The following is a 26202-nucleotide window of genomic DNA, read 5'->3' as shown; positions in this document are numbered from 1 at the left end:
GGTTCTTTTATGAAACACTATAACATAGTAATAACAATGCCTTACATGGTTATTTGCCACAAATTATAGAATGCAATGCGGCCAGCCAGTTCAGCTAATAATACTGCGGCGGCACAAGTTGCTAATGTCGCTTTTGGTGCGCGGTGCTTTAACGCCATACCAACGAAAGCAGCTAAAGCAATAGCTAAAACAACAACTTGGAAGCCCCAGAAGCCTGTTTGTTCACCGCTAAGAGCGGGACCTGTTTCTGCTAAAAAGGCTTGATAACCCGCACGGCTTGCAAAAATAGCAAAAGTACCAATTAAGAACGAAGCAATACCTAAGCCACGAGCACCGATTGCAATGGCGAGCGCACCGCCACCGACTAACATCGTCATCCACATTTGCAGTGTGGTATAACCGGTGTCCCAGTTAGCAATAGTGGCGATGTTGTACACTTGAGGTATTGACCAAACAAATGCAAGTCCAGAAACTACCGCGGCAATATTAGCCAGCTCACGTAATAACGTATGTTTGAAAAACAAAGTAAAAAATAACGTTGCAGCAGCGCACCCAACAAATACGCCACTTAAGAACGCTTCATTACTCATTGGCGAACGGCCTACACCCAGTAGCATATTAAAGAAGCGTAGTGGCTGGCCAACGTGTAACCCACCGATACCTAAACCTATTATCATAATAATAAAGGCCACGATATTGGCAATTTTTAGCTGATTATCGTCAATAGAACCCATTCTACGGCTAATATAAGCGAGTAAGAAAAGCCCTGCAGCGGACTGTCCTAAGACGGTGAAAAAAACGAGTGGTAATTCATGCATCTTACACCTCCGCAGGGTTTTTTAATTCGCCACTTTTATCGCCAAATGGCTTCGCATCTTTATGTGGCTTGATGACAATATTCGGGTTCGTCAGGCTTGGGTCTGGCATTGGAGCAATGCCACACTCTGTGCCGTGTAACTCACGAAGAACATTAATGTCATCAAAATCTAAAGCACGCTGCGGGCAAGATTCAACACAAACAGGTTTCATCCCTTTTGCGACGCGCTCATAGCAGCCGTCGCATTTACTCATTAGTTTCTTCTTCTCATCAAATTGTGGGGCGCCATACGGGCAGCGCAACTCACAATAACGGCAACCAAGACAAATAGATTGGTCAACCACGACTAAACCATCTTCTTCTCGTTTATGCATTGCACCGGTTGGGCAACCCGCGACACATGTCGGGTTTGAACAATGGTTACATGAAATAGAAAGATAGTAACTAAAGACATTTTGCTGCCAAATACCATCTTGTTTTTGCCAACTACCGCCACCGAACTCGTAGACACGACGGAATTTTGGGCCTAAATCTAAATCTTTTTCATCCTTACAACTGACTTGGCATGTTTTACAGCCAGTGCATTTTGTGGAGTCAAAGTAAAAGCCATATTGTTTCATCATTCAACTCCTTAAGCGCGTTTAACTTCAACAAGGTTAGTATGTTGTGGGGTACCTTTAGCCAATGGCGAAGGAACATGCGAAGTCAGTGTATTGATACAACCACCGATATCTAGCCCATCATTATTAAGAGTACGCCATGCACCTTGTGGAACGGCGATAACACCGGGTAATACACGCTCTGTCACTTTCACTTTAATTTGAATACGACCACGATCATTAAATATTTCAGCCATATCACCATTATTCAAGCCGCGTTGCTGGGCATCGACTGGGTTGAGCCAAAACTGATGTGGAATGGCTTCACGTAGCATAGCAACATTGTAATATGATGAATGCACATGGCCTTTATCATGAAAGCCGGTCATTAATAGCGGATGCTTTTGTTGGCTTGCTTGGGCTTCAACACCTTCTTTATTGACGCAATACTCAGGAATGGCAGGAATACGTTGGCCTTCTGGTAATTCCCAGTTTTTAACACGTTCAGCTAGTTGTTCTGAATAGATTTCCACTTTACCTGACGGCGTTTTCAATGGGTTATTGATTGGGTCATCACGGAATTTCTTCAATGCAATATTTTCTGAGCTGTTCAGGAACTTACGGTCGATAATGCCCGCACCGTCGGTTTCGCTGAATTCAGGTAAATGAGGCATTTTTTCACGTGTTTTGTTATAACAGAACTCAATCCATTCAGCGTAGGTACGGCCTTCGGTGAATTGTTCTTTTACACCCATTTTTTCAGCAATTTCTGCTAACACATCGTAATTAGGGCGGTTTTCCCACAGTGGCTCAATGGCATTTTGTAGGCGAACTAAATAATGATACGCACCACTTGCATAGGAGTTATTGATTAAATCGTTGGTTTCTACAGTTGTGACATCCGGTAACAATAAGTCTGCATATTTTGCGGATGGGGTATCATGGTTATCCCATACTAGAATGAATTCACATTTGGATTCATCTGCAAGTATTTCATGGGTTTTATTTAAATCGCCATGTTGGTTACCAATGACATTACTGGAGTAGCACCACATAAACTTGATGTCGTTGTTTAGTTTATCAACACCTTTAATGCCACCATTCTCTGCGGTCAATTCTTTCCCGCGAACAATTGCTTCTGACCACATATAAGTCGGAATCAAGGCTTTTACTGGGTTAGGTAAAGCAAAACCTGCAACAGGATAAGCATAGCTGTTACCCCACAGCCCAGTGTTAGTTCCTGCACGACCAATGTTCCCAGACATCAACGGTAACATCATAATAGAACGACAAGCTTGCTCGCCATTCTCTGTGCGCTGTAAACCCCAGCCTTGTGAGATCCATGCTCTATTTGCATTACCGATTTCACGTGCAAGTTGTTTAATACGTGCGACTGAGATACCCGTTAATTTGCTCGCCCACTCAGGGGTTTTTGCGATGCCATCGGGGCCATTACCTAAAATATAATCTTTATATGATGCATTGCGTGGTGCAGAAGCAGGTAAGGTAGACTCATCCCAACCAACACAATAGTTGTTTAGGAATTCTTCGTCAGTCAGGCCTTCTTCGATCATGACATAACCGAGAGCAGCAACTAATGCAGCGTCAGTACCTGGGTAAATAGGTATCCATTCTGCGCCAAGCGTTGTGACGCTATCAGTGCGACGCGGGTCAATAATGATAACTTTTGCTTTGCTTTTATCTAACGCATTGAGGGTTTCGTAAAATTGACCGCCCCCAGACATACGCGTTTCAGCAAGGTTGTGACCAAACATGACGACTAAATCTGAGTTTTGGATTTCAGATAAATATGATTCTTCAATACTGCCATATACGTAAGGCGTGATTTCCATTAATTGCGCATATGAATATGTGCCATAATCGCCCAAGAAACCACCGGTTAAGCTTAATAAACGTTTACAAGCAGCACGACCGTGTAAGTTTGCGCCTGTTGAACCCGAGCCATATTGATAGTAAATGGCATCACTTCCATATTTATCAATAGTATACTGCAGTTTTTCGGCGATAATGGTTGTTGCCTCATCCCATGAGATCTTTTTAAATTTACCTTCACCGCGTTTACCAACTCGTACCATTGGGTATTTTAAACGGTCTGGGTTATAGGTTTTCCAGCGCACTGAACGGCCACGCAAACATGGGCGTATTTGGTGTTCACCTAACGTTGAGTCGTCATACATTGTTTCATTGGAAATGCGGCTGATAACACCGTCTTTCACATGAACTTTTAATGGACAGCGGCTACCACAGTTTACTAAGCATGCGCTATAGCTGATTTTTTCGCTGACTTCGTCAGGCATGATCGCTGGTGTTTTTGCTTGAGCAGCAAAAGGAAGAGTGATTGAGCCAGCAACAGCAGCGACACCCGCAACGGTTGCAGAGGTTTGTATAAACTCCCTCCTGCTCAGTTCTCCAAATTGAGTATTTATTTTATTTTTATGCATTGACATTGCCTATATGTAAATAACAACATTACTTTCTTGTTTTATATGTTAAAAAAAGTTTCTGTTGAGTTACATGACTTACATCAATGTTATCCCTGATAAGATAAATGTATTTATTTAATTTATAAGGATTTTTTGTTCGCTATAACATAGATTAGTTCTATTTCTATTAACTATCGAAGTATTAATTATTATATAACGATTGGGTCAAAAGTAAGGAAAAAGAGGGATATCTCCCTCTTTGAAATACTACTTTAGGTGTAGATGGATAAGAAAATTTAACTAATCACTTAGTATTAATTATTTTTCTGGGGAATAGCCTATCATCCTAACATCATTTCCGGTAGGTGATTGATGTACCATCAGATTAAATTGCGGAAGGATGGAAAAGATATGGTCAAAAATGTCTGACTGTATTCTTTCATACTCCACCCATACGGTTGTATTCGTAAACGCATATATTTCGATTGGGATACCATTTGAGTCAGATTCTAGCTGTCTGACCATAATCGTCATATTTTTGTGAATATTAGGGTGTGATTTTAAATAAGCTTCAATGTAAGCCCGGAAAGTCCCTATATTTGTCAGACGACGTTGATTTAAAGGGATTGCTTTATCATCAGGTAGGCTAGAATTAAAGACTTGAATCTCAGATATTTTTTGCTCGATATAGGGCTCAAGTAAATTTGCTTTAATACAGTACGCTATTTCTTCAGATGTTAAAAAATGCACACTGCTAGCATCTAAGCGGACACTACGCTTAATTCGGCGCCCACCAGACTCTGTCATTCCTTTCCAGTTTTTGAATGAATCAGAAATAAGTGCATAGGTAGGAATAGTGGTTACTGTGTTGTCCCAATTACGGACTTTTACCGTAGTTAAACCAATATCAACCACAGCGCCATCAGCACCGTATTTAGGCATTTCTAACCAATCGCCAATGTTAACCATGTTGTTGGCTGAAAGTTGTATCCCAGCAACTAACCCCATAATAGGGTCTTTGAACACTAGCATCATAACAGCGGTCATTGCACCAAGACCGCTGAGAATAATCAGAGGCGATTTGCCTATTAATAGCGCAATGATCATGATGCCAATTAGAATTGTGGCAATCAGTTTAAGGCTTTGAAATATTCCTCTAAGAGGTAAATGCGCGGTTTTGGCAGCACGTTGGAGTACACCAAGTATGATATCAAGAACAGAGTAAAGGGTTAGTAAGCCAAATAATAGGCACCAAGCCTGTGAGCCGACCTTTAGAACGGCTTGTGCAGTCGAGCCTGAATGTAACCATAGCGTAGCTTGGATATTGACAACAACACCTTGTATAACAAATGCAAAGCGATTAAAAAGATTATGTTGAGTTATTAAATGAATCCAAGTTCCTGCACTTTTTTGCCCGTGCTTTTCGAGTTGAGGAAGTAATATTTTATGCAGAATTAAGTGTAATACGCAGGCGACGATTAGAATTAAACCGAGCACCATAAGTAAAGAGGCGAGGTTAGCGTAATCTTGGTTGAACTGACGTACCCAGTCTAGCAGTTGCTGCTGCATGGTTTCTCCTTCTTGAGGGTGTTAGGAACAATGGTTTATAAAAATATTCGGTTTATAAAAATATTCGATAGTTTAAAGACCTTATCATATTCACAATGAAAATTCATGGCGAACAATATTAAACTCCGTCTTAATTCTTATTGTTAGTTCTAAGTATTGTGCAGTATATGAATGCAATATTAATGACAATAAAGTCATTATAAAGGAGCGGGTTCGTTAATTTGATTAGTTATGTAACATTTACATAACATTACATGTGATAAGGATTTTCTGATTGTGAGTCTTCATAACTAAGCATAATGTTCTACAAACTTCCTAATGTTATATTAACTTTGCAGGAATTTATTATGAGCGTATTTAAAAAGCCGAATTGTTCTGTTTTTTTGCAGTATATCTTATTACCCGTTATTGCCTGCACTCCATTTCTCGCTAATTCATCTCCTAATGGCAATCAAGGCCAAGGGAATGGTAAAGGAAATCAACAAATTCATGGAAACAAAGGAAATCAGAATAAAGATAAATCGAATAAAGGGGATGGTAATCAACAGCTAAAATATGCCAAAGCAAGCGAATATTACGATAAGAAACGAGGTTCTAATATTAGTTTTAATGTGAGTTTTGGTAATGTAAGGCCTTTGGCCATTGAATATGGTTTGACGGGTTATCAAGGGTTGCCGCCAGGCATTGCAAAGCAAGTTGGTCGGGGTAAACCGCTTCCTCCAGGTATTGCCAAAAAAGCGTTACCTTCAGCTTTTTTAGCTCAATTACCCGTTTATGTTGGGTATGAATGGAAAATCAGTGGCCAAGATCTTGTCTTGGTTGCGATAGGAACAGCGATAGTCGCAGAAATTATTGAAAATGTTTTCGAATAAAAAAAACGACCTTGATTTCAAGGTCGTTGTGCAAAATAAATGCAATTAACGCTAATGATTAGGTAACTAAAAGGTCTGATTGACTAAAAAATGATTAACTCGCTTACATAAAACGTTTAGACAGTAATTCAACAACTTCTTGCACACTGCTGATAAATTCTTTGATGCTGTTCATCGATAACTCCAAATTAAAATGTGATCCAGATCACGTGATAGCATTTTAGCTATTAGCATGTTAATGTCAAGTTAATATTAAAAATAATTTTAAATATTAAATTATTTTTTAAAAGAATGTCTGGCACTTGTTTTTGACTGCAAGTTGTTACCACAAGACATGCAAAGATCCATAAATGGGCACAAAAAGTGTGAAGAATTGAAAGGTAATTTTTATAATATGGTGTATGGTTAATCAGAGGTTAGGTAATGATTTGATTGATAAAGGAATATAACTCATGATTGCTTATGTGAACGGCCAGTTTTTACCTGAAGAAGACGCATCAGTATCTGTTTTTGACCGTGGGTTTCTATTTGCGGATGCAGTATATGAAGTGACAGCAATAATTAACGGTAAGCTCGTTGACTTTGATCGTCATATGGCTCGTTTACAGCGTTCTTGTGCTGAATTACAGCTATCACTACCTTATGATTTAGCAGAATTAAAACAAATTCATCTTCAATTAGTTCAGAAAAATAATATCGAAGAAGGGCTTGTATATCTTCAGTTGACCCGTGGTAATGCACACCAACGTAGTTTTTTATATCCGGATAAACAGACGAAGCCAACATTAGTCTTATTTGCACAAAAGACACAGATTGTTGAAAATGAAAAATCAAAATATGGAATAAAAGTTGTCACTGTAGATGATATTCGTTGGCAGCGTTGTGATATTAAAACAGTTGCTTTATTAGCAGCTTCGATGGCAAAAGAATACGCTAAACAGCAAGGTGCAGACGACGCTATATTTGTTAAAAACGGCTATATTACTGAAGGAAGTTCCAGTAATTGTTTTATTATTAATCAACAAAACCAAATACAAACACGGGGGTTAAATAATGAAATATTGTCAGGTATTACTCGCCAAGCGATATTACAACTTGCTAGAGAACAAAAAATAGACATTGTTGAAAAGCCATTTAGTATTGATGAAATGTTAGAAGCCAAGGAAGTCTTTATTACCTCGGCGACAACATTAGTTTGGCCAGTTATTATGGCGAATAACCAATTCATTGGGGAAGGTAAGCCGGGGAAACTAGCTATCCGGCTACGAGAGATATACTTGCAAAAATTAAAATAATCACATGAGATATCTAAATGTTATTTTAATTGCATAAATTCTTTAACTGAAGAAATGGTTACCATGCCATCCAATGCCTGAATACTTTGCTGGTGGAGTTCTGGCGTTGGAGCGGCACATAAATCCTCAAGTACTGTAACAAAATACCCTAAATCATGAGCCTGTCTAGCAGTGCTTTGAATGGCCTTTACGGTACTAACTCCGCCAATAAACAACTCGGTAATATCATTATCGGTAAGCCATTTATGGAAATGATTTCCTGCAAATGCAGAAACCCCTTTTTTAATCATTACTGGGTCACGAAATGCCACTTCAAGGTCATGAGCCCAATGACACCCAGTGCCACTTAATTTTAAGGCTCCAAGTTTTTTAGCTTGCTGAAACATAGGGGAGCCAGCAGGAACATCGTGATAATTGTCTGAAAACCCAACCTTAACCCAAATCACGGGAATATGATGGTTTCTTGCATATTGTGCCGCTTGATTAGCTTTTTCAACGATTTTTCGCGAGCAAGTTTGCTGGTAACTTGAATTAGATAAGCCATTTTTACCAATTATCTCTTCAATGAGATCAATAATTACTAATGCCTTGGACATTATTGCCTCTTTTAGGTGTAAGTATATTAACGTATAACGGCGTATACTATCTGGAAAAAAGCGTGAATGCTGTTAACTCAATAACATTATTCGATTTAGGGTAAGTCAATAATAAAACCAATACCTTGATTGTCTAATCCATCAGTAACTCTAATTACAGCACCGATTTTATGGGCTAAATTCTGGGCAATTGATAAACCTAAACCGCTTCCGGTTTCCATTGTTCCAGGTACTCGATAAAAGCGAGAAAATATAAGCTGGCGACTGTCTTCTGGAATTCCTCGGCCGTTATCTTGAACAGAAATAGTCCCACCAAATGGGGTAAGGTCTTTCAAAATGACCTTGATTTTCCCTTTTTCAGGGCAATATTTAATCGCATTTTCAAGCAGATTAGTAAAAATATTACTTAATGCGAGTTTATCTGTGAGGATATAAAAAGATTTTGGGCTTTGGAGTTCGACATCAATATCTTTGTTAATGGCGTAAGGTATGTGTGAAGATATTAAATGGCTGATTAATGCAGGCAGGTCAACTTGTTCTTTATTTAGCAAGAAATCTTCAGTTTCTAAACGAGCTAAGTCAATTAATTGATGTGATAGAGAGGCCGCACGATTTAAAGTTTCTTGCATATCATTAATAATTTCGCCTTTTTCTTTTGGATTGTCAATTTGCATTAACAAATGCAATTGAGCAATAACAGCCGCAATCGGCGTCCGTAATTCATGTGCGGCGTCTGCCATGAAGCGCTTTTCACGTTGATTCGCAGCATCAACACGAGACATAAGGTTATTTATTGCAGCAATAATAGGCCGAATTTCTTTATATTGCTCTTTTGTTTCTATAGGAGTTAAATTACCCGGCTGACGGCTGGAAATGAGTTTTGCTGATTGTCTTAAAGGCCGCAAACTAAAATAAGCGGTAATTAAAATTGCTAGCAACATAATACCTAAAATGAAAGCGAGGGGAATGGCTGTTCCTTCGGCTGGATTACCTAATAAGGATTTACGATCACTATAAGATTCAGCAATGACAACCTCAAAGGTTTTTTGATCATTCCATGCAGAAGTAAAGTGCCAGTCTTTATGTAATGCCGCGAGCTCAGAAACGGATTTAAGGGAGGGAACATGTAATTTGTCACTGTTCCGGTAATAGACATTCCCTTGTTTATCTCTGACAACCATAAAAGGCCGATAACTAATATTATCGCCACTTTCCATTGCGCTAGAATAAAGTTCTTGTAGGTTATCGGCTATTTTATTGAAATATTCAGGTTTATCAGCAACCACATCAAGTGTTTTAGCAAACCCTTGAGTGACGATATTCTGTTGTGCATTTAACTCATCATGAATTGATGGCCAATAAAAAAACTGGAGCCAGCCAACTAATAATAACCAAAGAAAAATAACAGAACTGATTTGTAGCCCGAATGTATAAATAAAAAATGATTTAACTTTCACTTAGTGGCACTTCTTTTTTTAATAGATAACCAATGCCACGGATAGTAATTATACGGTCTTTACCTATCTTTCGGCGTAAATTATGAATATGAACCTCTAAAGAGTTACTTTCTACATCATCCAATCCGAATAGACGCTGCTCTAAATCCGTTTTTCTGACAACATTATCTGCATTTTTTATTAATTCATAGAGTAATAGGTATTCTTTCCCGGATAGCAGTAGCAATTGCTCATTAAGGGTTACTTGATGATTAAGTGGATTTAATTGCAGGTTACCCAATTGCCATATTTCAGATGAAAACCCAGCCATACGGCGACTAACGGCTTTCACTCGGGAAATAAGTTCAGGCATAGCAAATGGTTTTGTTAAAAAGTCATCAGCACCTGAATCTAAACTAGAAACTAAGTTATCCATTTGGTTTCTTGCCGTGAGAATGATTATTGGAATAGTTTCGCCCATATTACGCCAAGCTATGAGCTCGTCATGACCATCGCCATCAGGTAAGCCCAAATCTAAGAGCATTAGGTCAAAATTGCGAGATGCGAGTTGTAACTTTGCATCAGCAAGTAGCCTTACCCAACAAGGATTAAAACCTGCAAGCTCCAGCCCACGACATAGTGCTTTTCCCAATTGAAGATCATCTTCGACTAATAGGATATTCATATTATCACCTCTACTAGCCAGTATAAGCAGGCAGTGAGCGTCAGACAATATGAACAGTTCAAGTTTGAAGCGTATTTAAGCATACCTTAAGGTTGGTTTAACCCATCTTTAAGGTACAAAAAAATAGACTGTTTATTATCGTTTTATCATTCAAGCAATAAGAGCATTGATAATGAAACACGCATTTTATGAGGTGCCATTGTTTATAGTCGCAATCGCGCTTGCTTTAATCTTTATTGGAAAAGATTTTAATAATACGTCCACAGTTAGTTTATCACCCCTAAAACTAAATGAAATTTCTACTTGTGCAAATATTACTAACTGTATTTCGCAGGTTAGAACAACTAATGAAGAGAATGAAAAGTTGAATCCAGTGAAACAAATTAAAACCTTTCTTAGGCATAAAATCTATTAATTAAAAATGAGTGAAATTTAGATATAAGAAATTTAAAACAACTAGCTGCTTTAATAATCAGTGTGTTACCTTGCAGTTGTTCTCTGGCTGATGAAAGTACTTTTGTTGTTGGAGGGGGGAGTCAATATTGGCCAGTTTATGAAGGTGTAAAAAGCCTCACGTATTAGTAAAAAAGGAATGTCATAGGGTAAAACATTCCTTTTAAGTATTTGGTTAATCCTCTGTTGTTTCTTCTGGGACCCAACCATCATCCATCCATATTTCTTCCAGTATTTCTTCAATACGAGTTTTATCCTCCGCTATTTTTGTTCCTGAAATATTAACGCGTTGTTGTGAGCTAAACCCAACCCGAGTTACCATATCAGGATATTGGTTCTGAAGTTTGCGTAAAATCTCAGTTTCAAGAGCTTGTAAAACCACTGAACTGGGTTTTTGTGGAGCGTTTTTATCAAATAATACTTCGATACGTAACATGATAGCCTCTAGTAAAGACTGTATTAATATACAGTATTTTTAGAACTATTAGGCAAAAAAGTCAATATAGAGCTGCAAATATTTTATCAGTAAATTAAGTGAAAAAATAATATCAATATAAAACAAAAAGTTAATCTTATGAGCGCTTGATAAAATAATTGTCAGAAAATTAAAAATAGGTATTCTATAAAATATATTTGATGAAGGTGAGTTTCGATTAAATGTTACATGCTTTAAGAATTAAAAGTGAAGATAGCCAAGCGATAGCAATGATTAACCAGTTATATGACACCGCTTTTCCGTTATATGAACAAAGAAGCTATCAGGGAAGAAAGGCAATATTGAATCATAGCGATTATTATTTGCTCAATTTCAAAGAAAATGACATTTTCATAGGCTTTATTGGTTGTTGGAAAATCGAAGGTTATTATTATATTGAACATTTTGCTATTTCCCCCGTATTAAGAGGGCAAGGTTATGGGCAAAAGGTACTAAAACAGTTTTGTCATGATGTAGGCAAAGTGATTCTAGAAATAGATCCTATTATTGATGAAATCAGCCAAAAACGTTGGTCTTTTTATCAGCATTGTGGTTTTCAACAAAATGAATACGTCCATGCTCACCCAAGTTATTACCCAGAAAATAAGCCGCATGAGCTTAGGGTGCTAAGTTATCCAGAAGAGATTACTCAAGAAACGTATCAGCAATTTAATCACATCTTACAAACGGTTGTGATGGATAAAACGCTATTATAGTGCTTCATATCGATGGTGTTAATCAGGTATATAGCAATAGATAAGTTCGGGATCATTATCATCTAAATTTTCAATGTAGCCACTAGGAACAAAGCCAGCTTTTATTAAAAGCTGTTGAGTGGCTGTATTTGATTGATTTGTAGAAGTAAAAATCTTTTGGGGTTTACTCTGCATTTTTAGTTTATTAATTAAAATGAGGCCAAGGCCTTGTCGACGATGGTTTTTATTTACCATTAATAGCTCTATAAAGGCATGGGAATAGAAATGATAATGTAGAACGCCATAAGCCAATATTTCGTTGTTGGATTCCAGTACATAACATATTCCTTGCTCGCTCCATTGGATAATGTCTTTATAGCGTTCTGCGGTCGCAATGGTATCTATGGAAAATATAGCATTTATATCAATTGGTGTTGCTACTCTAAAGTTAGTTTTCATTATTAATCAGTTACTTGTCAATGCTAAATGTATTAATTCAAAAATACTATAGTATAGGATGGTTTAAATAAAAGGTTAATATGAAAACTGAAAATAAGTTCATTACAATTATTGGTTTTTTAACCCATTGAATTAAAATAATTTTAATCTTATGGGCAGTTAACTAAAAATCTACCATAAAGCTCGCTCTTTGCTATCATTGAGTCGTTGTTAATCTATACAGTGGTAATTCTTATCAAATTTAAGAAATATAGAATATGATTAGCCTAATTTTCTTATTATTGGGGAATAAACCATGTCTCAAAATATTTATGATGACCCTGATTTTTTTGCAGGATATGCAACATTGCCTCGCTCAGTCGAAGGGCTAAGTGGTGCACCAGAGTGGGATGCAATACAACGGTTATTACCAGATTTAAATGGGAAATCTATTATAGATTTAGGTTGTGGTTATGGCTGGTTTTGTCGGTGGGCAAGTGCTCAAGGGGCAACACAGGTAACAGGCGTTGACCTCTCAGAAAAAATGTTAACAAAGGCGATTTCAATGACAGATGATTCCGCTATAACATACTTACGTGCTGATTTGGAAAAGTTGAGCTTACCTACTGAACAGTATGATTTGATCTATAGCTCGCTGGCTCTACATTATGTGGTCGATATTTATTCTCTATTAACTAAGTTATATCAAGCTCTAAATCAAGGTGGGAGGGTGATTTTTTCTGCAGAACATCCAATATACACCGCACCACTTATTCAAGAATGGTGTATAGATAAGTATGGTAATAAAGCCTGGCCGGTTAATCAGTACCAGCAAGAAGGCAATAGAATTAGCCATTGGTTTGCTGATGGTGTCGTAAAGCAACACAGAAAATTATCCACTTGGATTAACTTATTAATTTCTGCTGGGTTTGAAATAATTGAACTGGATGAGTGGGGGCCATCGTGCGAGCAAATTATAAAAAATCCAACATTAGATGAGGAAAAAGAGAGACCAATGATATTTATTATTAGTGCTCAAAAGCCATAATTAAAACCTTATGTTTTGGTAAAGTTTAATACACATCACAAGGCGATTTATTATGGTTCAATGAATCGTTAAAGACTGTTGTTGGCATAATGCACACAATGGCTTATGACTAGTTACTATGAGAAATATAGTCATGGGTAGTAATTGACAGGTATGTGTAATGATTGTTTGTTAGTAAGAGTAGTAATAGCGGATATAAAATGAAAATAGAAATGTTGTCACCTGCCTACACGACAAATTTTGATGAATTAGCAGTGGTTAAAGTTAGAAAATAGGTTGGATTTTTACCCGACTTTTGCCCACCTAAAATTTCATGCACAAAAAAACCAACCGTAACAGGTTGGTTTTTCTATAAAAAGTTGGTCGGCATGATAGGATTTGAACCTACGACCCCCGACACCCCATGACGGTGCGCTACCAAGCTGCGCTACATGCCGAACTTTGATTAATACTACTCAATTTGCTTCTAAAAGCAATAGACTTATGATGCGACTGGTTGATATTTAAGCACTAATTTTCATTAAAACGCTTTAATTCAGTAAAGATTTTCAACAACTCAGCCAAATCAGGCTTTTCATTTCGCTCTATGGCACCTTGTTTATCATAGATATTAAACTGGCCATTTTGATCCATGTAGAGAGTGGCATTATCTGTGGTAATGACAACATCGTCGTTGTCACCCGTGATCACCCATGGGTAAGTACGTTTAACACTAAATAAATCTTCACCTTGGCTGTAATCATCAGGTGGATTACTGACATGTAATAAACGCTGCATCAGTGTTGTCATCACATCTTGATGGCTTGTTAGCTTATCTATCTGCTGTGCAGGTGTGTTTGGCCAATAAATAAACAGTGGTACCTGCATATTATCACGGTTGAAGCGTTTACCATCTAACCATTCGTTTTCTGCTTTTCCTTGGTTATTATAATTTGCCGTCACAATAACAATGGTATTTTGCAAGCGATTATCACGCTGTAATGCAGCCATTACGCGATTGATTTGTTCATTCGTTTTTGCACTTCCTGGTGTCCCTTTAATATTCAGGAAAGAGAACCAAGGCGAGCCGTTCTTAAGGTTATCTAGCCAGTTATTCCACTGTGTAACGGTTAAGTTGTCATTATCTGCAGTTTTTGCAGGTAATGAGTAATCAGCTAAAATAGCTTGTCTGAATAATGGAGAATTAAAGCCATCTGTTGAGAATAAACCAAACTGATACCCTTGATGTTGTAAGGCTTCAATTAGCGCTGATGGATGGCGGCCATTGAGAATATTATCGAAATAAGTCGATGAAATACCATAGAATAGGCCAAATAGCGCAGTATCGTTACGTAGCCCAGCCGTGTAGTGATTCGTAAACTGCGTACTGATTTCTTTAAATTCGTTTAACGCCCCCATAGAATCTTGTTGAGATTTATCCCCTAGATCATCAATGACCAACAATAATAAGTTGTAATCAGCGCCTTGGTCATAATAACTTAAAGGTTTCAATGGGTAGTTTAATTTAAGTGCCGTTGGGCTACCTTGTTGGAATACACGATTTTGATGTTCGGTTAAGTCTAATAGGCCATACCTATCAAGGAGCTTGCGAGCTGTCATGGGTTGCGACAATGGATAATTGTAGCGTTGCATGGTGATAGGGCGATAAAAATTAGCGTCGGCCCATGCATACATCAGATGTGACATAATAAAAGTCACAATAAAAATAGCCGCCAGAGGTTTGCCGAATGTTTGGCGGTTTAAACTACGTAGTTTTTGCCAACTCCAAGTCGCAAATAACATTTCAACAAGAAAGATAATGGGAATACTGATAAACATCAGTTGCCACTCACGAGCCATTTCCCCCTTAGTTGGGTTGATGACCAAGTCCCAAACTTGCGGTGTTAAATGCAAACCGAATTGACTAAAAACACGGATATCAAAGATTAATAGTGTTATTCCTGCCGTTGCAAGGGCAACACAAAGTAGCCTCAGCAACCGCTGAGACATAACAATAAAGGTCAGTGGAAAAATAATTAGCAAGTAAGTCGCAAAGACCACAAAACTAAAGTGACCTAACCAACTGACGAAAGCATAAATTCGGCCAGTTAAGGTATCTGGCCAATCAAAAATAAACAGATAGCTGCTACTTAACACGAGGCTAAGCAGTATATTGAATAGTGCAAACCAGTGCCCCCAACCAATCATGTTAGAGACTTTGTCACGGTAGCGCAGGTGGGTGACCATACTGTTTATTTCATTAATCAATTAGTGTGATTGATCTTCTTTAACAGAAGAAAGTAATGCATTTGCGAATGATTCTGCAATCATTTTACGTTGCGCAGGCGCAACCGACGTATTCAGCAGATTCGTTACCATATTACCTAACACCATGAGGGAAAGGTCAACAGGGGTGTGATTTTTTTCTAACACACTCACGAGGTCAGAAAGTAAACCTTCAACTTTTTCATCACTATAGCGAGATGATTGTGGCATAAATTGAGACATCCTAAATTAATGAAAGCTACATATCATAGCGTATCACAGTTGGTTTTTCTTCTTTCTTCGCAACAAATTTTTGTTTAAATGGGAATAATGTTAATTCAGATTCGTAAAGTGCGTATTAGTTCAGCGTAATCAGGCTAAAAATAGAACAAATGATGGTTTCTGTTGCAGATGAATAATATCAATGTTTGAATACGCGCAACATTATTTTCGCTATAACGAAGGAGCCAACAATGAGTCTGGAAATTAACCAGATAGCTTTACACCAGCTAATTAAAAGAGATGAGCAGACCCTAGAGGTGATGTTGCGGGATTCTCTATTGACAGCAGATGGTGTCGTACAAGACATGATGGCAGAATTGCACCGCGTCTATAGTGCTAAAAGTAAAGCATTTGGTGAATTTAACGAAGAAAGTGAACTTGCTGATGCGTTAAAGTTATTGCGTAAGGGCGAAGAAGAATTTTTAGGTTTCAGCCGTGCGATGACGGTTCGCTTGAAAGATGAATTAGCCAAATATCCTTTTGCGGAAGGGGGCGTGGTTCTCTTTTGTCAATACCGTTACCTCGCGGTCGAATACTTATTAATTGCGGTGCTCAATAGTTGTGACAGCATGTTTGTCACAGAATCATTGGACTTAGGCACGACACATTATTTAGATATTCCTCATGCAGATATTGTCGCACGTATTGATTTAACCGAATGGGAGACCAATCCTGAGTCAAAACGCTATTTAACTTTCTTAAAAGGTAGAGTAGGGCGGAAAGTTTCTGATTTCTTTATGGATTTTCTGGCTGCATCTGAAGGGTTAAACGCAAAAGTTCAGAATAAAGGCTTGGTTCAGGCACTTGATGATTTTTGTGACAATGCACAAATGGACAAAAATACGCGCCAAGCTTATCGCCAGCAAGTACATAGTTATTGCACAGAACAATTACAGTCTGGAGAGGAAATTGAGCTGCAGGCGTTGGCAAAAGAGCTGCCAATGGTTGAAGAACAAAGCTTTGACGATTTCGCTCGCCAAAATGATTATCAACTCGAAGAAAGTTTCCCTGCCGATAGAGGAACGTTAAAGCAATTAACGAAGTTTTCGGGGAGTGGTGGAGGGATCACAATTAGCTTTGATGCGATGCTCATGGGGGAGCGTATCTTTTGGGACCCTGTCACTGATACGTTAACCATTCGTGGCACACCACCTAATTTGCGTGATCAATTACAACGCCGTGGTACTAAATAGGTTGTGGTGTTGAAGAGGTAGAAATAAATAACGCCGCAATTGCGGCGTTATTTACTCGGCGTCCCGAAAATTTCTAAAGCTCGGCTGTGGGCTTTAATTAAGCGCGCAGGAAGTCAATGTGCGTCACTTTTGGCTTAAATGGGTGACGTTGAACAGCCTGAACTTTTACTTTTGTTTCTTTACCATCGATAACCAGATTCAGAACTTCGTAAAATTCTGCTTTGCTTTCTTGGTTGATGATTTCATCGTGGTTAAGAGTTACAGAGATAGCTTCTTGGTTGCCACCGTAAACGATAGCTGGAAGCTGGTTATCTCTGCGCAGGCGGCGGCTCGCACCCTTACCCTGCTCTTTACGTTCAATTGCATTGATAGTTAACATTACTATTTCTCTATAAAAAGAAAATATAAATTCCTGCTACAGGCGACCCAGCAGCAGGTTCGAGATTTGGCCTAGGATAATCCATTCAGAGAACAAGATATCGGAAGGCGGGCGGCATTTTAACGAAAAATCGGCCATCCAGCAATCATTATGATCATTTTCGCGTTATGACAGGGGAGCAGCAACGCGAAAACGCCCTTGATAATCGAAGATTTTCTCTCGAATTTCCCAAAAGCGTTCTTTTTTGCGCGCGACAATAAATTGGGGATATCGTAATAAAGATTGTTGCACTAATATATCATTTGCATTATTCCACTTAAACGGAACACCTGGGGCACGCTGATGCTCACGTAAAAAACGATATTCGAACACGCGTTTTTGTGCGGGTGTGGCTAGGCGAAAACGTTCTGAAACACAGGTTCCATCTTCATCATAATAATTGATTTTAATCCATTCACCTTTGTTATCACTCCCTGTAATGAATTGCATACCACCACAACGAATAATTAACGCATCTTTGAGTTTTAAGGCGGCTTTTAGCATATCGTCAGGGTCGGTAAGCACTTCTTGGCATTTTTGACAGCGACGAGCTGCTATATCATTTTCTGCACCACAGTGTGGACATTGTTTAAAGCGAAAACGAAATTCACATTGTTTTTTCTGCTTATTTTCATCTTCTTCCCAGCCTTGGCAGCGCCGGCCGTAATGTTCAATAATTTGCCCATCAGAGGTACATTTTCCCCAAAAAATATTCGCAAATTGGCATAATGGGCAAAAAACTTGCACAGGCACACTGGTTGAATTTGGTTGACTTGACCCCACTTCAGGCCGAAATAAATCGTGTGGATTACCTGCGTAATCTAAGATTAAACAGCGTGTTTTTCCCTCATAAAGGCGTAATCCTCGGCCAACAATTTGTTGGTATAAGCTCACTGACTCTGTTGGGCGCAAAATAGCAATCACATCGACATGAGGTGCATCAAACCCTGTTGTTAATACTGAAACGTTAACGAGATAATGTAATTCTTTATTTTTAAATTGTTTAATAATTGCTTGCCTATCAATTGCTGGGGTTTCAGCCGTCACTAATGCCGCACTATTCTTCGGTAGATAACTCAGAATTTCGTTGGCATGTTCGACCGTCGCAGCAAAGATCATGCAGCCTTGTAACGGTGCTGCATATTCAATAACTTGCTCAATAATTTTAGGCGTAATGCGTTGTTGTTTTTTTAATGACAAATTAAGTTCTTGTTCGTTAAAAATACCCGATGATGTCAGTGAAACTTGGCTAAAATCATATTGTAAAACAGGCATATCTAAGCGTTCAGGTGGAACTAAGAATTTGTTTTTAATCATATAGTGTAGAGGTAGTTCATAAATACACTCTCGAAAAAAACAATTTTCATCACCACGTACCATGCCATGGTAATGGTATTGGTAAATCCAGCCACTGTTGAGGCGGTAAGGGGTGGCTGTTAATCCTAAAATACGTAATGAAGGGTTATTAGCTTGTAAAACTTGAATAATTTGTTGGTATTGGCTCTTATCATTCAAACTTATACGGTGACACTCATCAATAATTACTAGGGAAAAATGTGCGTCAAATGCCTTAAGATTGCGAGCAACAGATTGCACACTACCGAAAACCACTTTGCTTTGAGATTCTTTGCGGTTCAGGCCAGCGGCAAATATATCGGCTTGTAGGCCATATGCGAGGTACTTAGCATGGTTCTGCTCAACTAATTCTTTCACATGGGCTAATACCAACACTCGCCCGCGAGCAAGCCGAGCCAATTCGGCAATCACTAAGCTTTTACCTGCTCCTGTTGGTAAGACAATCACGGCAGGGGCAGTCTGCTTGCGGAAATAATCAACCGTCGCATTGACAGCTTCTTGTTGGTAAGGGCGTAATACAAAAGGCATATTATTCAGTATTATGTAATTAAATCAGGTGAATGACGTTAAATTTAATTTAAAACGATGACTCTGTCTAAAGATGTAAGTTGCTGCGGTGAAACTATCACTTCACAGGGGTTATTGTTATAATGAATTATGTGATAGCAATCACAACAACCTTTCACTCTATATTCTGACAGTTGAGCGTTATTGTACGCTTCGCTGGCATTCCATCAAGTTAAGAGAATCTATGCGACTGGATAAATTTTTGTCCCAGCAATTAGGGATAAGCCGAAGTTTGGTAGCGCGAGAATTGCGCGCAGGGCTCGTAACGGTTGATGATGAAATCGTTAAGTCAGGGGCCTTTCAAGTTACGATTGATCATGAAGTCGCTTATGATGGTAATGTCCTCGTGCAAGTTACTGGGCCGCGTTATTTTATGTTACATAAGCCTCAAGGCTATATTTGCTCAACAGATGACCCAACACATCCAACAATTCTTTTTTTTATTGATGAGCCTCTCGCACAAAAACTGCATTCAGCAGGGCGTTTAGATATCGATACAACGGGGCTTGTCTTATTAACTGATGATGGTCAGTGGTCACATCGCATTACTTCACCGAAGCATCATTGTGAAAAAACATACCGAGTTCAATTGAGTGACGATATCGCCAATGATGTTGCCGAGCAGTTTGCTCAGGGCGTTATGCTTAACGGGGAAAAACACCTAACTAAACCAGCAAAACTGGAAATTATCAGCCCTAGAGATGTCAGGTTGACGATTAGTGAAGGGCGTTATCATCAAGTGAAACGCATGTTTGCTGCGGTGGGGAACCATGTTTGTGGGTTACATCGTGAACGCGTTGGTGAAATTTGGCTCGATGAGACTCTTGAGCCCGGAGAATACCGTCCACTGACGGAAGAAGAGATCAACAGTATTAACGTACCACGTAAATAAATAGCAGGAGTTTAAAGAGTGCAACAGCAGCGTTCATCCTATTTGGGGCTGATACTAATTCTAGGTTTATTATCGATGTTAATGCCGTTGGCCATCGACATGTACCTGCCAAGCTTTCCGACGATGATGCATTATTTTAATGTAGATGAAGGGCGCATTCAAATGACGCTCAATAGCTACATTTTTGGTTTTGCTATAGGGCAATTATTTTATGGGCCGATGGCAGATAGCATTGGTCGTAAACCTGTTATCTTGGGTGGAGTCGTTGTTTTTGCAATTGCTTCAGCGGCTTGTGCTATCACTGAATCGATTGACTCACTGATTTGGTTGCGTTTTTTACATGGTTTTGCCGCGGCAGCTGCAAGTGTTGTGATTAATGCACTTATGCGGGATATGTTTACCCGTGATGAATTCTCAAGAAGTATGTCTTTTGTTGTCTTAGTGATGACAATCGCACCGTTATTAGCCCCTATTTTAGGGGGAGAGCTAATGCGCTGGTTCTCATGGCATGCAATTTTTTGGAGCATCGCTATTGCTGCGGTTATCGCTGTTATTTTAGTGAGCTGTTTTGTGCGGGAAACACTCCCCGTTGCCAAAAGGCAAAAATTTCATGTTGGAACAACATTAAGGCAATTTGCGACTTTATTTAGAGCAAAACAAGTATTGTTCTATATATTAGCGAGCTCATTTTCCTTTGCAGGGATGTTTTCGTTCTTAAATGCAGGCGCTTTTGTGTATATCGATTTAAATGGGGTATCTCCACAGAATTTCGGCTACTATTTTGGTATCAATATCATCTTCCTGTTTATTATGACGACCATTAATAGCCGTTATGTAAGGCATTTCGGCGCGGAGAAAATGCTTTACTTTGGTATTATTATCCAATTTGTGATGGGCGTGTGGTTGCTTGTTACAACGGCATTTGCATTAGATTTTTGGACATTGGTTATCGGTGTTGCAATCTATGTTAGTGGAATAGCGATGATCACTTCTAACGCAATGGCAGTGATCTTGGATAATTATCCACATATTGCAGGAACCGTTTCTTCATTGGCAGGAACAATAAGGTTTTCAATTGGCGCACTCGTTGGAACTTTGTTATCACTAATACCTGCTCAGAGCGCATGGCCAATGGTCGGCTCTATGGTTGCTTGCGTGGCGCTCTCGATGTTATTTGTTTTACTAGCCAAAAAAACAAAATAAATCATATGTTTTCAAGTTTCATGGATGAAACTGAGAACACTCAATTCTCTTCTTCATTATTTATAACGGACTAATCAAAGTTTGTTCTAGTTACTTTCCCATATAATTCATTTATCTATTAGAGATAAAAGTGATTGCTCGATAAAATCGAGTGATAACGCAGTAGTATTAATAATCTTTAGTGAAAAATGATCTAAATCAATTATCATTACAGCTGAATTTGTTAAATTTATGTTTTGTGATTTGATATGCATTGCAACATTATTCATTAATAAAAATTTGGATTTACTTCAAAAATAAACTGTTTTTTACTATTTTCTTTTCACAAATGTAAAAAAAAGTTAAGTGTTTTATGCAAGATGTTAGGATGTAGCGATCAAAATTAGTTTATATTTTAATATATTTGCTATTAAAATGAATATGCAATGATTTATGTCACAAAAATTTAACGACATTTTGTTTTTTTAATGTTATATTTAAGATTCGATATTTAACATTCATGTTACTTTTTGGATAACTTAAAGTTCGGTTTGAACGATGAATGAGTGGCTTAAGCCTATGTTAGGTCAAGTAAGAAATTAAATATCAATACTTGGCAAAATACTAAAATGTATCAATAGGATATCTTTGTGGAAAAATTAGGTCTTTCGGTGGTGCACAGGCTACCGCAAAGCTACCGCTGGTTATCAGGCAAAATAGGTACGGATGTTGAAGTTGTACCTATGAATGATGCCGATAGCGATAAGCTTGTGGGGCTGAAATTACTTAGCCATGACTGTGCGACAGATTGTATTGCAATGCAACAATTGTCTGAATCATTATCAGATATGCAGATTGCCAACGCGATCTTGGAGTGGCAAAAAGAAATTTGCCTATTTATTCATGCTAATGATGAGTTGGCAGCTATGTGCCGTTTAAAAGCCTCTGGCGTTGCTATTGCAGAACTTTCTTCTGGTTTTTATAGTGCTTAGTTTTGAGTATATTTAATATTTTATTAGTTGTTATAGTGGCTTGATTATTTATTATTATTTTAGTTACAGGTTTTATTCGGTTACGTGTTTAAAGCTTGTTTTTGAATGAGTATTATCGCGAGGTGGGCTTGGTGTTTTAGTTGTTTTTTATCTAAAAATCAAATAGCTATCACTAAGTTTAGTCAAAAAATTCCCAATAAAAAAGCTTCCATCAAATGGAAGCTTTTTTATTGGGAAGGGATATAGGATATTATAAAAACTTATGAGCCATTAATAATGCGCCTGCTGGCATAATATCTTTTGCTCCAGTATGAGTTAGTCATTTCAGAAACGATAACACCACTACTGGTTGATGCATGGACAAATTTTTGGTCACCAATATAAATGCCAACATGCTTCATAGTACGGCCTGTTCTAAATAAAACAATATCACCGACTTTTAGATTATTACGTTTTACGCTTTTGCCGGAGGATTCTTGTTCAGAGGTCGTACGAGGGAGTTCAACACCAAATTGTTCAAGAAATGTTCTCTGTACGAAACTTGAGCAATCAACACCTTTCTTTGTTGTGCCACCAAGACGATAAGCTACGCCTTTCCAGCTTGCGTATTGATCCATTATTTTAGATTTGGTATCAACACTTTGTACTAACTCTTCGAATTCATCTTGAGATGCCATCGTCAGCGAGTCACCCGCAGAACCATTTAGCATACGAGTATCTGATTTAGCAGTATATTGTGTGTTTTTAGCTGACTTTGGGTTGGTACATGCTGTGAGCGTTACGGCGATTGCAATTGCCGGAACAATGCGCCAAGCATAGCGCTTAAGTTTTTCAGAGGTTAGCATTCTTATATATATCCCTTACCATTTTTCTTTTTAGTACTTTATTGTGTAAAAAGACACAAAAAAACTAAACTTATCCCTGTGAAAAACGCATTATAGATGGCAAAACTGTGTTTTTCGCAGAAAGTGTTTATCGTAGTACCACTAAACTTCGAGTGTACTAGTCATATTTAGTGACTTATTGAGTATAGGAGATATATCAATATTTACTAAATTTACTAAGACATTCTTTACATTTTTTTGTTTAGAAGATTCAGCATCGTAGTAGTACCAAATCAAACCTTTAAGAGCATACATAAACAAAAGCAAAATGGCGAGTTAATAGGGGTGAAATTTACAAAACATTAGATAAAAGTGCCTATTTGCCATTGGTTTATGTGACAATTGTCTACAATGAAGGATATTACTTATAAAGATGGTATTTTTAACTAGTAAAATATGAACTAAATCACACTTTTCTATGTGTTATTTCAGTGAATTTGCATAATTAAGGAGTTTTCAAACTAGAAGTGTAAAGAAGTTTAAGTTTTTATTTAGAGGGAGTGTGTTTGTACTCAAATAAACAGCTTAATTTTTGTTAAGAAAGTCCATTAGAATAAAAAACGCTCAGAAAATAATTTAAAAAATAAAAGCACTGTATGTATATCAGTATTTTTTGGTTGTATTTATTAGCAATTCTCCACAATATTAATATCGACTAGTGAGTAGCATTCTACCATAACCATTCATAACCAATGTATTGTTAGAGCAACTCTAATAATACGTCAATATAACTAGATATTTAATGGTGACAGCAAAATAGGGGGCGAGGAATGTGTCTATATCTTAAGATTATAGTCACGATAAAGTCGTTGTTCGAAATCAGCAAACCGGCGATTTAGGGTGGAACGAGCAATTCTAGTTGAGAAATAATCAATGGGGATTAGGTTAGATGAGCCAAGGTTATCTATAATAATAAATTGACCATAAGGTTTATAGCCTAGTTGATAAACGATGTTATAAGTTTTGAGCGCCATCGTGGTAATAGCCTCTTTGTATATGTTCTTTTTAAATTGCTCATAAGCAATTTTCATGTTTCTTTTATGTTTCAAAAAAACTTGTTTATTTTTTAGATAATAATCTAAAGTATTTGAAACATTTCCTGTCTTATCTTTGATTAATTGGAATACGTACCCTAGCCCCCGATCAGTTTGCTGGGTGCCATAGTAATGAGAAATCGTTTTTACGGTAAGATTCCTTTTATACAAGCGTTTATAATAGCGAACCTCTCTTAATGTTTCTTTATCATCTCGCCCACTTAAATGAACTTTTACGCATAGGTGATTATACTCAGGATGCTGATAACAAGCACGTTGCCTGCCTGATGCGATCAAGTTTTCAGAAGGTAATAAAATTTTTTTATCTAAGTTCATATTCATGATAATAAACACTTTTTTTAACAAGTTTAAGGTGTTTGATATATAGATATACCTAAAATGGCATAGCGACGATTTTTATAAATTAATTGACCAATGCTAATAGATTATATTTATAAAGTGTTGCATTTTGTGTGGTTAATTAAGTGTGAGGCAAGTCATATATTTTGTTTTGATAAATAATAAAACAAAAAATAAAAAACTACGGCTATAAATGAAATTATTAATATCCCTTTGGAATTAGTATGTCGTCCTCAGGCAATTCAGCCAAATAAATACTTTAACTGTAAATAAATTACAGGAAGTGACGATAACATAATTTTAAACGGGAATTTCGTTATGAATAGCTCAGTAAAAAAAATGGTAATGGCTTTTTTAGCAGTAACAGCATTGAACTCAAGCTTTTCAGTATTTGCATCTGAAAACAGTGAGGTAAAACGCAGCAATACAGGCGTTATTCGATTTACTGGAGCTATTGTAGCAGCGCCTTGTATTGTCGAAGCCAATGCGAATAAAGTAGAAACCAAATGCTGGAATGATAGTGGTAAATTGGAAACCGCATCTGCAGATATTCGTAAACTAAAGAATCAAGAAATGTTGCTTCCGAATCAAAAAGGTACTCAACAATTCAACTGGATTAATAAAGATAAAACCCTAGGTATTTACACAATAAAATACGATTAATTTTGAGACGAACACAAATTGAATATAGCAAACTAAGATGAGAAGGTATGCAATGTTTAATTTTAATGACATATGCCTATGAACAATAAATTCATAGGCATATAAAGGCTTATTTCTTTCAAATCAAAAGCAGAAATTAATCACAACGGCCCATATAACGACGCTCAGCGATATGAATACGAATTTTTTCACCGGTTGTTAAATATTCAGGAACTTGAACTGTTAACCCTGTAGCCATCGTTGCAGGCTTAGTTCGTGCGCTAGCCGAAGCCCCTTTAATTGCTGGGGTTGTCTCAATAATGACCATATCAACCGTTTGCGGTAACTCTAAAGCAAGAACTTGCCCATCCATTGTTAACACTTGCATTCCTGGTAACCCTTCTTCAGGAATGAAAAGTAATTCTTCTTCAATATCGGCTTTTTTGAAAAGGTAGGGAGTATAGTCTTCATTGTCCATAAAGACATATTCATCACCATCAATATAAGAAAAGCTCACTCCACGACGGGTTAGGGAAATTGTTTCTAAAATATCATCGCCTTTGAAACGCTCTTCAACTTTCTGGCCCGTTTTGATATCAGTAAAGCGCATTTTATATAATGTACTCGCTCCACGAGCACTAGGTGCTTGAATATCAATGTCTTTTACAAGTAATAATTTGCCATTGTAGTTAATTGCTAAACCACGTTTGATTTCGTTGGCCTTGGCCATAAAT

The 26202-nt window shown here is 37.7% G+C and carries 26 protein-coding genes and 1 tRNA gene; 10 read left to right on the top strand and 17 right to left on the bottom strand.

All coding sequences use genetic code 11. The annotated features are described in order from the left end of the window. Positions 1-41 precede the first annotated feature (41 nt). The 4 genes from M1F25_RS13095 to M1F25_RS13080 form a co-directional block, all read right to left on the bottom strand. Complete coding sequence (locus M1F25_RS13095; protein ID WP_094962317.1) at positions 42-818, bottom strand: dimethyl sulfoxide reductase anchor subunit family protein; 777 nt, start codon at positions 816-818, stop codon at positions 42-44. Between the two features lies 1 nt (position 819). Beyond that, positions 820-1437: a DMSO/selenate family reductase complex B subunit gene (locus tag M1F25_RS13090; protein WP_181489704.1), complete on the bottom strand. Its 618-nt coding sequence runs from the start codon at positions 1435-1437 to the stop codon at positions 820-822. Between the two features lie 11 nt (positions 1438-1448). After that, on the bottom strand, positions 1449-3878 hold the full coding sequence (locus M1F25_RS13085; RefSeq protein WP_110591896.1) for a DMSO/selenate family reductase complex A subunit: 2430 nt from the start codon (positions 3876-3878) through the stop codon (positions 1449-1451). A gap of 300 nt (positions 3879-4178) precedes the next feature. After that, entirely contained in the window at positions 4179-5429 is a 1251-nt protein-coding gene (locus M1F25_RS13080; protein ID WP_004260006.1) for a mechanosensitive ion channel family protein, read from the bottom strand. 347 nt (positions 5430-5776) lie between these two features. Between M1F25_RS13080 and M1F25_RS13075 the strand changes: the two genes are divergently transcribed. Both M1F25_RS13075 and M1F25_RS13070 read left to right on the top strand, forming a co-directional pair. Further along, positions 5777-6301, top strand: coding sequence for an anti-virulence regulator CigR family protein (locus tag M1F25_RS13075; RefSeq protein ID WP_164455529.1), 525 nt, complete (start codon positions 5777-5779; stop codon positions 6299-6301). A 452-nt stretch (positions 6302-6753) separates the two neighbouring features. Then, positions 6754-7596 carry a D-amino-acid transaminase gene (locus M1F25_RS13070; RefSeq protein ID WP_181488094.1) on the top strand — a complete coding sequence of 281 codons (843 nt, stop codon included), beginning with the start codon at positions 6754-6756 and terminating at the stop codon, positions 7594-7596. A 20-nt stretch (positions 7597-7616) separates the two neighbouring features. Here the strand turns inward: M1F25_RS13070 and M1F25_RS13065 are convergent, their stop codons facing one another. From M1F25_RS13065 to M1F25_RS13050, 4 genes are all read right to left on the bottom strand, one after another. Then, complete coding sequence (locus M1F25_RS13065; RefSeq protein WP_004260017.1) at positions 7617-8192, bottom strand: cysteine hydrolase family protein; 576 nt, start codon at positions 8190-8192, stop codon at positions 7617-7619. Positions 8193-8287: 95 nt separating this feature from the next. Beyond that, entirely contained in the window at positions 8288-9649 is a 1362-nt protein-coding gene (locus M1F25_RS13060) for a sensor histidine kinase (RefSeq protein ID WP_004260020.1), read from the bottom strand. Beyond that, positions 9639-10313, bottom strand: coding sequence for a response regulator (locus tag M1F25_RS13055; protein WP_004260024.1), 675 nt, complete (start codon positions 10311-10313; stop codon positions 9639-9641). Before M1F25_RS13055 ends, M1F25_RS13060 begins: the two co-directional genes overlap by 11 nt. Positions 10314-10941: 628 nt before the next feature. After that, complete coding sequence (locus tag M1F25_RS13050) at positions 10942-11202, bottom strand: DinI-like family protein (RefSeq protein ID WP_004260032.1); 261 nt, start codon at positions 11200-11202, stop codon at positions 10942-10944. Positions 11203-11423: 221 nt separating this feature from the next. Between M1F25_RS13050 and M1F25_RS13045 the strand changes: the two genes are divergently transcribed. After that, positions 11424-11957, top strand: coding sequence for a GNAT family N-acetyltransferase (locus M1F25_RS13045; RefSeq protein ID WP_181488092.1), 534 nt, complete (start codon positions 11424-11426; stop codon positions 11955-11957). Positions 11958-11975: 18 nt separating this feature from the next. On the opposite strand, the gene M1F25_RS13040 is transcribed toward M1F25_RS13045, so the two are convergent. Further along, on the bottom strand, positions 11976-12395 hold the full coding sequence (locus M1F25_RS13040) for a GNAT family N-acetyltransferase (protein WP_112307741.1): 420 nt from the start codon (positions 12393-12395) through the stop codon (positions 11976-11978). Between the two features lie 295 nt (positions 12396-12690). Between M1F25_RS13040 and M1F25_RS13035 the strand changes: the two genes are divergently transcribed. Next, positions 12691-13422: a class I SAM-dependent methyltransferase gene (locus tag M1F25_RS13035; RefSeq protein WP_004260042.1), complete on the top strand. Its 732-nt coding sequence runs from the start codon at positions 12691-12693 to the stop codon at positions 13420-13422. Between the two features lie 164 nt (positions 13423-13586). Continuing rightward, positions 13587-13697 carry a DUF4113 domain-containing protein gene (locus tag M1F25_RS13030; protein WP_220129039.1) on the top strand — a complete coding sequence of 37 codons (111 nt, stop codon included), beginning with the start codon at positions 13587-13589 and terminating at the stop codon, positions 13695-13697. A gap of 85 nt (positions 13698-13782) precedes the next feature. Here the strand turns inward: M1F25_RS13030 and M1F25_RS13025 are convergent. The 3 genes from M1F25_RS13025 to M1F25_RS13015 all read right to left on the bottom strand — a co-directional run bounded on the left by M1F25_RS13025 (position 13783) and on the right by M1F25_RS13015 (position 15897). Then, positions 13783-13859 (bottom strand) — tRNA-Pro (locus M1F25_RS13025). Between the two features lie 73 nt (positions 13860-13932). Next, positions 13933-15648 carry an LPS biosynthesis-modulating metalloenzyme YejM gene (gene yejM / locus M1F25_RS13020; RefSeq protein ID WP_112307740.1) on the bottom strand — a complete coding sequence of 572 codons (1716 nt, stop codon included), beginning with the start codon at positions 15646-15648 and terminating at the stop codon, positions 13933-13935. A gap of 21 nt (positions 15649-15669) precedes the next feature. Then, positions 15670-15897: a YejL family protein gene (locus M1F25_RS13015; RefSeq protein WP_004911940.1), complete on the bottom strand. Its 228-nt coding sequence runs from the start codon at positions 15895-15897 to the stop codon at positions 15670-15672. Between the two features lie 242 nt (positions 15898-16139). Here M1F25_RS13015 and yejK point away from each other — a divergent pair, with 242 nt between their 5' ends. Continuing rightward, positions 16140-17141 (top strand): nucleoid-associated protein YejK, encoded by a 1002-nt coding sequence (yejK, locus tag M1F25_RS13010; protein ID WP_004260056.1) that lies wholly within the window; start codon positions 16140-16142, stop codon positions 17139-17141. Between the two features lie 97 nt (positions 17142-17238). Here the strand turns inward: yejK and rplY are convergent, their stop codons facing one another. Both rplY and M1F25_RS13000 read right to left on the bottom strand, forming a co-directional pair. After that, the gene (gene rplY, locus M1F25_RS13005) at positions 17239-17520 is read right to left on the bottom strand and encodes a 50S ribosomal protein L25 (protein ID WP_004260060.1); all 282 of its coding nucleotides are present in this window, start codon (positions 17518-17520) and stop codon (positions 17239-17241) included. A 165-nt stretch (positions 17521-17685) separates the two neighbouring features. Next, entirely contained in the window at positions 17686-19443 is a 1758-nt protein-coding gene (locus tag M1F25_RS13000; protein ID WP_110591853.1) for a DEAD/DEAH box helicase, read from the bottom strand. 223 nt (positions 19444-19666) lie between these two features. On the opposite strand from M1F25_RS13000, the gene rsuA reads away from it, so the two are divergent. The 3 genes from rsuA to M1F25_RS12985 all read left to right on the top strand — a co-directional run bounded on the left by rsuA (position 19667) and on the right by M1F25_RS12985 (position 22548). Beyond that, positions 19667-20374 (top strand): 16S rRNA pseudouridine(516) synthase RsuA, encoded by a 708-nt coding sequence (gene rsuA, locus M1F25_RS12995; RefSeq protein WP_094960408.1) that lies wholly within the window; start codon positions 19667-19669, stop codon positions 20372-20374. Between the two features lie 18 nt (positions 20375-20392). Further along, a complete protein-coding gene (locus M1F25_RS12990) occupies positions 20393-21577 on the top strand; it encodes a Bcr/CflA family multidrug efflux MFS transporter (RefSeq protein ID WP_112307907.1) in 1185 nt (394 codons plus the stop codon). Between the two features lie 629 nt (positions 21578-22206). Continuing rightward, positions 22207-22548 (top strand): hypothetical protein, encoded by a 342-nt coding sequence (locus tag M1F25_RS12985; RefSeq protein WP_004260080.1) that lies wholly within the window; start codon positions 22207-22209, stop codon positions 22546-22548. A gap of 260 nt (positions 22549-22808) precedes the next feature. Here the strand turns inward: M1F25_RS12985 and mepS are convergent, their stop codons facing one another. Both mepS and M1F25_RS12975 read right to left on the bottom strand, forming a co-directional pair. Beyond that, positions 22809-23393 (bottom strand): bifunctional murein DD-endopeptidase/murein LD-carboxypeptidase, encoded by a 585-nt coding sequence (mepS, locus tag M1F25_RS12980; RefSeq protein ID WP_181488090.1) that lies wholly within the window; start codon positions 23391-23393, stop codon positions 22809-22811. Positions 23394-24208: 815 nt separating this feature from the next. After that, entirely contained in the window at positions 24209-24808 is a 600-nt protein-coding gene (locus M1F25_RS12975) for a YrbL family protein (protein WP_094960616.1), read from the bottom strand. Between the two features lie 336 nt (positions 24809-25144). Between M1F25_RS12975 and M1F25_RS12970 the strand changes: the two genes are divergently transcribed. Further along, positions 25145-25489: a hypothetical protein gene (locus M1F25_RS12970; protein WP_004253122.1), complete on the top strand. Its 345-nt coding sequence runs from the start codon at positions 25145-25147 to the stop codon at positions 25487-25489. A 136-nt stretch (positions 25490-25625) separates the two neighbouring features. On the opposite strand, the gene yeiP is transcribed toward M1F25_RS12970, so the two are convergent. Next, positions 25626-26198, bottom strand: a complete 573-nt coding sequence (yeiP, locus tag M1F25_RS12965) for an elongation factor P-like protein YeiP (protein WP_004253124.1) — start codon at positions 26196-26198, stop codon at positions 25626-25628. Positions 26199-26202 lie beyond the last annotated feature (4 nt).

Source organism: Providencia sp. PROV109, assembly GCF_033681625.1.
Lineage (GTDB): Bacteria > Pseudomonadota > Gammaproteobacteria > Enterobacterales > Enterobacteriaceae > Providencia > Providencia hangzhouensis.
This window is presented reverse-complemented; position numbering and strand designations above follow the sequence as displayed.